Source organism: Candidatus Phytoplasma citri, from assembly GCF_002009625.1.
Taxonomy (GTDB): domain Bacteria; phylum Bacillota_I; class Bacilli_A; order Acholeplasmatales; family Acholeplasmataceae; genus Phytoplasma; species Phytoplasma citri.
Window position 1 is genome coordinate 26236 of record NZ_MWKN01000002.1, and the last position, 9407, is coordinate 35642.

The following is a 9407-nucleotide window of genomic DNA, read 5'->3' on the forward strand; positions in this document are numbered from 1 at the left end:
AAACAATTTAAATTATTTATAACAGTAAATAAAAAATAACGTTGTTTTAATAAAATAACTAATCAAAAATTAATTTAAATTTCTCTAAATTTTTTAATACTTTGTCTTTGCCTAAAAGCTCCAAATAATCAAACAAATTAGGCCCTTGAAGTTGACAAGTACATAATATTCTAACTATTTTAAAGAAAATTTTTAAATCCATATTAAAATCCTGTTTTAAATTTAAAATTATTTGTTTTAATTCAAAAGATTTAAAAATATCTAATTTATGAAACATTTCTAACAAAATAGGTATCAATTCATAACCTTTATGTTCAGTTAAAAAAAATTTTAATTCATGGGTAACTAAATGTTCAGTAACGAAAAAAAACCTATACAAATCAATAATTTCCTGAATATAATATATTCTATCACGCAACAAAGAAACTAATTTACTTATCCGATCATGTTCTAAATCAATTTGAAATTGTTTAAAAAAAACTTTAACCTTAGCAACTAATTCTTCTAAAGATAATTTTTTCAAATATTCTCTATTAATAAAATTTAATTTTGAAATATCAAAAACAGCAGGATCTTTGATGAAACGTTTCATATCAAATAAATTAATGATATTTTCTTTATTTAAAATAGTTTGATTCGTGTTAGGAGAAAATCCTAAAAAAAACAAAAAATTCAAAATTGCTTCAGGTAAATAACCTAAATTCCTATATTGTTCAATAAATTGAATCACATCATCACAATTACGTTTACTCATTTTTCTTTTATTTTGATCTAAAATCAAAGACATATGAGCAAAATTAGGAATTTTCCAATTAAAAGCTTTATAAATCATTATTTGTTTTGGAGTATTAGTAATATGTTCTTCTCCTCGTAAAATATGAGAAATTTTCATTAAATAATCATCTATAACAACAGCATAATTATAAGTAGGATAACCATTTTCTTTTAATATAATCCAATCTTCAATATCTTTGCTAGCAAAACTAATAGGACCGCGAATCAAATCTACAAAAGAATATTGTTGATCTTTAGGCACTCTAAAACGCACTACGTAATTATTTTTATAACTATGAGAATAAACCTTATATGCTAATTTTTTTTCTAACAATATTCTTGTATATTTATCATAAACAGATAGTCTTTCCGATTGTCGATAAGGTCCATAAGATCCCCCGATATCAGGACCTTCAGACCAATCAAGACCTAACCATTTAAGTTGTAATAATTGTTTTTCTTCGCTCCCAATTACATTACGAAAAACATCTGTATCCTCTATACGAATAACAAAAGAACCTTTAAAGACATGAGCAAATAAATAATTGAAAAATGCTGTTCTAGCATTACCGATATGTAATCCATTACCAGTCGGACTCGGCGCATAACGAACTCTAACAGATTCCATAATCATCCCCTTTTTTATTAGAAAAACAATAACTAATTAATAAAAAAATTAACGTTTAGAAAATTGAGGACGAGCTCGTGATTTTCTATAACCAGGTTTTTTTCGTTCTACAATACGCGCATCCCTAGTTAAAAATCCTGCTTTTTTTAAAACACTTCTCAAAGAGGGTTTAGCTTTTAGTAAAGCTCTAGAAATTCCCAAACGAATAGCTTCTGCTTGAGAAGTAGATCCTCCTCCGCACACAATAACTTTAATATTGTAACAATTTAATTCATTAGTTAATTTTAAAGGTTTTAAAATTTCTGAACGATTAATAGGAGATGATATATATTTTTCAAAATCTCTGTTATTAATTACAATATTGCCCGATCCAGTTCTTAAAATAGTTCGTGCAACAGAAGTTTTACGCCTACCAGTACCATTAAATTGTATTATTGTCATAAAATTATTAAACCTCTAAAATTTCTGGATTTTGAGCATTATGTTTATGGATATTATCGGCATAAACAAACAACTTCTTTTTTATTTTTCGACCTAATTTATTTTTAGGCAACATACCAAAAACTGCTTTTTCAATTATTCTATTAGGAAATTTTCGCATCATTTCTGTAAATTTTACTTGAGTTAAACCGCCTGGGTATCCTGAATGTCTAGAATATTTTTTTTGATGAATTTTTCCCCCTGTTAAAGTAACTTTTTTAGCATTAATAACTATTACATAATCACCATTATCAATATGAGGAGTATAAAAAATCTTATTTTTACCCATTAAAATAGCAGAAATTTTAGTCGCTATTCTTCCTAAAATTTTCTGATTAGCATCAATAATATACCATTTTTTTTTAAAATAATTTTCGCTAACACTGATAGTACGATTCAAATCATTTAAATTTTTATTAAAAAACACCGAAGTAGTATTATTAATCATAAATTAAAAAAATCTCCATTCAAGAAAAAATTAAGAAAAATATTTTAATCAATAATTTTATATAATTAAAATCCATCTATAAGCTAAAAATAAAGGTATGAAAAATAAAAAAACATTCTCCATTCATTGCAAAAAATAAATTTCATGCAAATTAAAAATTATAATAGCTAAAAAATTTAATTCCATATATAAAAAATATCAATAGAAAATTTTGAAATTGCAAGATAAATCCTCATAAAACAAATATAATCAAATTATATTAAAATCAAATAAGAATGTCAAGTATCTTTAAAATATCTTTCCAAAACTATAAAAAATAAAACTTATACAATAATAAATTAAAAATAAATTAAAAACTAAATTCCCAAAATAAATATTTTTTTAATATAAAAAAATACAAATTATTATTGTATAAATTTTAACTTAAAACTGGAGCGAATGATGGGAATCGAACCCACATATCTAGCTTGGAAGGCTAGAGTAATAACCATTATACGACATTCGCATAAACGGAAATAAATTAAATTATTAAATAATAAAATGGTCGGGAAGACAGGATTCGAACCCGCGACCTCCTGGATCGTGATAGAATTATTGCGTTTCATGAAAGTTTCATTATTACAATAAGCCCCACACAACACCGTACAAACAAGTTTCCAAGTATACGGCGTTTAAATAATTTTATTTAAATTTTTCTAACCTATAAAGTTTAAATTAAATTTATTTAAAATTTAAATTTTATTCAAGTTAGATTTCATTAAAATATATAAAAATTATCTTTTCCCTTTCGCCTTGTAATTAGCTTTCCTAATCTCTTAAATGGGATCATGCAATAAGAATATTCCAAAACTTATCTTGAATACACCATGACTACTATGGTTTTGCTTTTCCCTTGCCGCTTATTCGATAAAAATTTAAAATTTTTCTCAAAAAAAATATCATGCAGTTTAGGGAGATAGAAGTTACCCTAAAATATTTACCCAATGACCTTAGGTGAGATGACCTAAAACCAAATACTTTTTATACAAAAATAAACGAATAATAGGTGAATCTTACAAATTAGTCCTTTTTTGTTTAACACAAAAAGGTGATAATTATTTTAATCTTGGGACCAAATTAAAATAAAACTTCAAAACTTCAAAATTACTAATCATTATAATAATTTTGTTCGAATAGTCAAATAGATTTCTTAATTCTCTTAGACTCTAATAAGAGTTTATCCATAGTCATCATTCAACTTGCGCAAACTTTTTGTAAAAGTATTTTTTACTCAATGCGCTTTTATATCTTGCTATAATGCGATTAATCTTTCGATATAATCAACCAGATATATGTTGCGTCACATTATCATAATGACGATGGATGGTTAAACCACTAAATATTTTAAGCATCTTTCTCGCCCTCCCAAACCAGGCGCTCTAACCAAGCTAAGCTACTTCCCGACAAAAATAACAAATAATGGCACACCCAAGAGGATTTGAACCCCCAACCTTCTGAATCGGGATAGATTAAATCGGTTTAAAAAGTAAATTATCAAATTAACTTTTTTATTCGAAATTAGCCTCCCACAGAACCGGACAAGTAAGTTTCCAAACATCCGGCTCCTAACATCTATTATTTTTTTTGTTATTTGAAAAATAAATAAATTATTTTTCTAATTTATATTTAACATAACAGTATATTTTTAATTTTTGTTGAACCGGTTTAGGTTTATATCGATTTTAAAAATATTATTGATGGATTTTAATTAAATTATATTTTTATAAAAGAAAAAATATTAAAAATTCATAATATATCGATCTAATCCGGATTTTCCTAAAAAAATTTAACAATAAATTTAAATTAAATAAATAATAAATCCAAATAAGTTTCTCAAATACAAAAAACTAAAAGATATTGAAACTTTTTCGCCTTGTAAAGGTTATTATCCTTCTCCTTGATAGGGTTATCCTAAAATATTCCAATTTTAGTATTATTCCTATGACTACTCTAAGTTTCGCTTTTCCCTTGGATCAGCAACTAGCTGTTTTAAGATTTTTTTAAAATCTATCTTTAGGGAGATCAAAGTTACTACATAATTCTACGTGAAATTTTAGGTTCAGCTTACAAATTTATTTTTAAAATTGAGGCTTTCATGTGTTTTTTATTTTTTAATAAACACATAATAGATAGCTGTTTGAAGAGTTAGTTAAACTAACTTTATAGATAATTAAAAGATACTACGAATCTATATCCTTTACCTTCAAAATCTTGGTTATTTTTATCAATATCTTACCAAAGATGTCTCTGAAATGACCATACTTTTTAGCTGATTAGGGATTTTCACCTTTTCCTTAACTTCTGGTCTCGCGAAAAACTTATTGACTAGATATTTCGTCTCATCTCGCTTGCGTGCTTTTGCTGTTATCAACTATTCTTTCGAACTAGTTGATCAAGCCCACCTTATGGTGTTTACGTGACCTCTTGTAATTATCGTACAAGGCTATTCGTTAAATAGCAGAATTATGCGCATCTTTTGCGCCCTCCGTAGTCAGATGCTCTATCCAGTTGAGCTATGGGTGCAATTTTTAAAATAAAATAATATTTAATGGTGACCCGTACGGGATTCGAACCCGTGAATGCATGCGTGAAAGGCATGTGAGTTGACCATTTCTCCAACGGGCCTAAATATAAAATTTATTATAACATAGCTTAACAAATTTTAAATGAATAAAGATAAACACTAAAATAAAAAATATAAAAAATTAAATGTTAAAAAAATTTTCAAATCTCAATCAAATTTAAAAATTACTTTTAAAAACAAACATATTTACAAAATATAATTGAAGATTAAACATTTTGAACTAATTAAACCGCTTTTTATTTTAACAACATTATCTATTAAAGTCAATATTAAAATAATCATTTTATCCAATTTAATTGCTTTTAAAATTAGATAATTCTAACTTCCAAAGACTTTAAAAAGAAAAAATATATATCTCTTATCAATAATAAAATTTTTGTAAAATATTATTTTCAAAAAATTTTTATGTTATAATTAATCTTGTATAAGATTAAAATAATCAACATTTATAATAAGTTTTTACTTTTTTAATCTTACAAATGAAAGGATAAATTTTATAAATATGCTTAAAGTTATAAATAATATAAAAAAAAATTTTAATATTAATAAAATATTATTTGTTTTAATGTTTGTAATAACATCATTATTTACTATTAATTACATAACTTTAAATTCAAATTTTTCATTCCAAGCTAATATACAAACAGAAGAAAACGATGATATATTACAATATTTAACAAAAATGAGCAATAACCCAATAATACAGCAAAAACAAAACAAGGAGTTGCTCGATCAATGCACTAATTTATTAAACGAATACAACCAAATAAAAAAAGATATCAAAAATTTTTTCATAAACACAGATGTATTTAACAATTTAAACAATAACTTATTTAATTTCGCAGAAAGCAAAAAAAATGAAATTGAAGGTCAACTTAATACAATAACAGATTTAATCAAAAACAAAGAAGACCAAAAACAAATATTCGAAAATCTAAAAGAAAAAATAAATGAATATTTAGATAACGCATTAGAAAAATTAAAAAATATTGTAACATTTTTCCAAAACATAGATAACCAAGATACGACAACTATCGAATCATTAAAAGATAATTTAATAAAATTCAAAGAAATATATGATTATTTAAAAGACGAAAATAAAGAAAATTATAACATCATAAAAAACCAATTGACGGATTTATATAGTAAACAGCAAGACAACGAAACTGAATTAAAGAAATCAATAGATAACACAAGAATCGCAATATCAAACATAAATAACACGTTAGAACAAGAAATTATAAGCAAACAAATATTAGATGAAGGTATAAATGACCAAAAACTAACATTAAGTGTTCTTATAAATCCGAGTTTAGACCAAAAATTAAATAATTTCCAAACATTAAAAAATAAAATAGATACAATTTTAAATGATACCAATAATAGCTCTAAAAACAATAACAATGAGGATAATTTCGAATTTTCATCAAATAATAATATTTCTTTTGCAAGCAAATTATTTTATTTATTATGCATTTTAATAACAGTAACATTTTTACTTATAATTTATCAATTTAATAAAAAAAACAAACACAAAAATAATAGTTTATAACTTATCTAAATACTATTAAAATAAAAAAGCACTTTCTAAATCAATTAGAAATTAGAAAGTGTTTTTATTTTTTTAATATTTTACTTTTTTTAAAAATTTCATGCTCAAAAAAACATAAAAATGGCGGAGCAGAAGGGATTCGAACCCTTGCATCAATTTCTTGAACTACATCCTTAGCAGAGATGCCTCTTATAGCCACTTGAGTACTGCTCCAAGAAAAATTTATTAATTTTTATAAATTTTTATTTTAAAAAAGATAATACGACGTAAATTATAACAAATATAATATCGATAAATAAAAAAATATTAATTTTTTTTAAAATATTAATTTTTTAAAATTTTCCGTTTTAGAACGGAAAATTAAAAAATGAATGAATATATGAAATAATATATTAAATTTATTTTTTTAGATTATTAAAACATAAAAAATAAAAAACACAAAACAACAACAAACAAATAACAAAAATAATTTTAACAAAATTAAATTCTAAAAATGTTTCCCTTTTTTGTTGGTTAATAATTAGATTTTTTGTATATTTTTTTAAAAAATTAAGAACAATATTTTCAATTTCTTTTTCTGATTTAATCTTTTCATCTGATTTTAAATTATGATTAATCCATATATTAGCTCTTTTATTAATTAAACTAATAGTCGCAAGATCAGGAGAATCTTGAAAATAATTAGATAAAAAATATTGATTTACAATTTGATTAATTTTTTTCTCTAATTTTTGTTCAAATTGTTGTTTATAAATATCAATTTTTTCGTTTAACTGTTCGATAATTTTATCTAATTCTAAATCTTGTTGGAAATAAGTCTTAATTAATTGATGAATTAAATATTTTTTTAATTTTAATTGTTCAAAATGAGGTAAAGAAATATCTAAATATTTATATATTTTTTCCTGCCAAAGTTTATAATATACACTATCTTGTTGATTGAAATATTTTTCTTGATTAACAAATATTTTTGTTAAAATTTCTTCAGACCAAATATTGTTTTGAAAAAATGAATCCAATTCTTTTTCAAATTCTTGAATAGTATTTTGTTTTAAATATTCTTTAATTTTTTCAATTTGAAATTGAGAAAATATTTTTCTATTTAAACTTATTTTATTAATTATTTTAATAGTTTCATCACGAAGAAAATTTTTACACAAATTAGAAAAATTTTCATTCAAACGCATAATAATATGTTCTAAACAAGTATCTTTCGAAAGATTATCTTTTTGCCAACATAAATCAATTTCTTCTTCAATTAAGTTAATAAGATTTAATTTAAACAAATCATAAATAGTTTTTGGGGATAATTTTATTTTAGGCATTACTTCTTCAATCCATTTATTTTTCAATTTTTTTATCCAATTATTAAATAGTTTATTTAATTCTAAATCTTTTAAAGAATGAATTTGAGAATTCACCTCATCTTTCATAATTTGATATTGTTTTTTTAAAAAAGGATATTTTTGAACCAAATTTTCCCATTTTTTCAATAACAAAAAGTTAATTTCTTTTTGTTTAAATAAATCCCACACAAAATATATCCGATCAACTTTATATTTATTATTATTTCGAATATATAACCTTAAAAGATCTTCTGGATTGGAAATTTTTAAATTTGGTGGTTGCACATGAAATTCAAAATTATCAGTTAAAACATTTTGAACATCTAAATAAAAACCTAATAAATCGGAAGGCCACATATTATTCGAATCAATATCAATATCATAAAGATAACCTACATCATTTTTTAAAGAAATATAAATAGGTTTTTTATTATTTTGGCTCTTATTTTTAATTAATTCATAATATTTTAATTCTAATTTTTCAAAATTATTATCTTCAAAAAGTTGTTTTATAGAAATACCGTTATATTCTTTGATAAAAGCTAAATCTTGCCAAGTATAAGCTTGATGTTGATGATTATCCCAATTAACACTATTAAGACCTAATTTTAAATCTAAAGATAATTGTAGATCGATTAATTTTACATAAGAATGTTGATGATTCGAATTTTGCGATATAGTAACAGCTTGATTTAATAAACTAATTAAACCACGAGGAGTTTTTAATTCGTCATTATTAAGTTTAAAGATAATTTCAGGAATATCATTTACCAAATAATCATAAGCCATTAAATCTAATTTATAATCTATAGCTTTTAATTTTAAAAATTCTTGAATTGAAGAAAAATCCCATAAATCAACTTTAATACGTTTATCAAAACGACTTAAAATAGCTGAATCAATTTCTTCTAAAATATTGGTCATAGCAATAATAAAAACAGGTCTTTCTTTATCTTCGTGAACACCCTCTAAATAAGATAAGAAAGCAGCTATAACATTACCATGATCGGTAGTCAAAGAATTACTAGCACGAGAACGAAATACACTTTCGCACTCATCTATTAAAATAATACTAGGAAATTTTTTACGAGCTTCAATAAAAATATTTTCTATTAATCTTGGCGCTTCACCTACATAAGTTTTGGAAAAATCCGAAGATGATAAAGAAAAAACTGATAAACCTGATTCTCGAGCAAATGCTTCAGCTAAATGAGTTTTACCTGTACCCGGAGGACCATATAATATAATACCTTTAGGAGGTTTTTTCATACCCATCTCAAAATATTTCTTAGTATCTCTAAGATAATTTAAATATTCTTGTAATTGAGCTTTTTCTTTTTTGAGACCAATCAATTGCTCAAATAAAGGCATTTTAGAAGTATCTTTAGCAAATTTTTGAGCAGAAACATTTAAAGAATTATTTTTAATATTTTCGGAATTTTGTTTATCTAATTGTTTCAAAAACGAAGATGCAATCAATTCTAAAATATCAATAAATTTATAGGCAACATCGATATTATTAGTTAATTTTTGTTTTAACTCTTGATTATCTTTTT

General features: G+C 23.6%; 5 protein-coding genes and 3 tRNA genes. 1 reads left to right on the top strand and 7 read right to left on the bottom strand.

Going from position 1 to position 9407, the window contains the following annotated elements; translation table 11 throughout:
• Positions 1-58: 58 nt before the first annotated feature.
• The 5 genes from gltX to B2G44_RS00265 form a co-directional block, all read right to left on the bottom strand.
• Positions 59-1402: a glutamate--tRNA ligase gene (gltX, locus tag B2G44_RS00245; RefSeq protein ID WP_078122867.1), complete on the bottom strand. Its 1344-nt coding sequence runs from the start codon at positions 1400-1402 to the stop codon at positions 59-61.
• A gap of 48 nt (positions 1403-1450) precedes the next feature.
• Positions 1451-1843 (bottom strand): 30S ribosomal protein S9, encoded by a 393-nt coding sequence (rpsI, locus tag B2G44_RS00250; RefSeq protein ID WP_078122868.1) that lies wholly within the window; start codon positions 1841-1843, stop codon positions 1451-1453.
• A gap of 7 nt (positions 1844-1850) precedes the next feature.
• Positions 1851-2330 carry a 50S ribosomal protein L13 gene (rplM, locus tag B2G44_RS00255; protein ID WP_078122869.1) on the bottom strand — a complete coding sequence of 160 codons (480 nt, stop codon included), beginning with the start codon at positions 2328-2330 and terminating at the stop codon, positions 1851-1853.
• Between the two features lie 430 nt (positions 2331-2760).
• A tRNA-Gly gene (locus tag B2G44_RS00260) sits at positions 2761-2835 on the bottom strand.
• Between the two features lie 2083 nt (positions 2836-4918).
• Positions 4919-4994, bottom strand: a tRNA-Glu gene (locus B2G44_RS00265).
• Between the two features lie 461 nt (positions 4995-5455).
• On the opposite strand from B2G44_RS00265, the gene B2G44_RS00270 reads away from it, so the two are divergent.
• Positions 5456-6505, top strand: a complete 1050-nt coding sequence (locus B2G44_RS00270) for a hypothetical protein (protein WP_078122870.1) — start codon at positions 5456-5458, stop codon at positions 6503-6505.
• A 121-nt stretch (positions 6506-6626) separates the two neighbouring features.
• On the opposite strand, the gene B2G44_RS00275 is transcribed toward B2G44_RS00270, so the two are convergent.
• Positions 6627-6718: transfer RNA gene (locus tag B2G44_RS00275), tRNA-Ser, on the bottom strand.
• A 185-nt stretch (positions 6719-6903) separates the two neighbouring features.
• A partial coding sequence (locus tag B2G44_RS00280) for an ATP-binding protein (RefSeq protein ID WP_143325085.1) occupies positions 6904-9407 on the bottom strand: 2504 nt, incomplete at its 5' end.

Bases quoted from the DNA above. Each gene is read 5' to 3' on its own strand.
- gltX (WP_078122867.1), bottom strand. From the start codon at position 1,402: ATGGAATCTGTTAGAGTTCGTTATGCGCCGAGTCCGACTGGTAATGGA.
- rpsI (WP_078122868.1), bottom strand. From the start codon at position 1,843: ATGACAATAATACAATTTAATGGTACTGGTAGGCGTAAAACTTCTGTT.
- B2G44_RS00270 (WP_078122870.1), top strand. From the start codon at position 5,456: ATGCTTAAAGTTATAAATAATATAAAAAAAAATTTTAATATTAATAAA.
- rplM (WP_078122869.1), bottom strand. From the start codon at position 2,330: ATGATTAATAATACTACTTCGGTGTTTTTTAATAAAAATTTAAATGAT.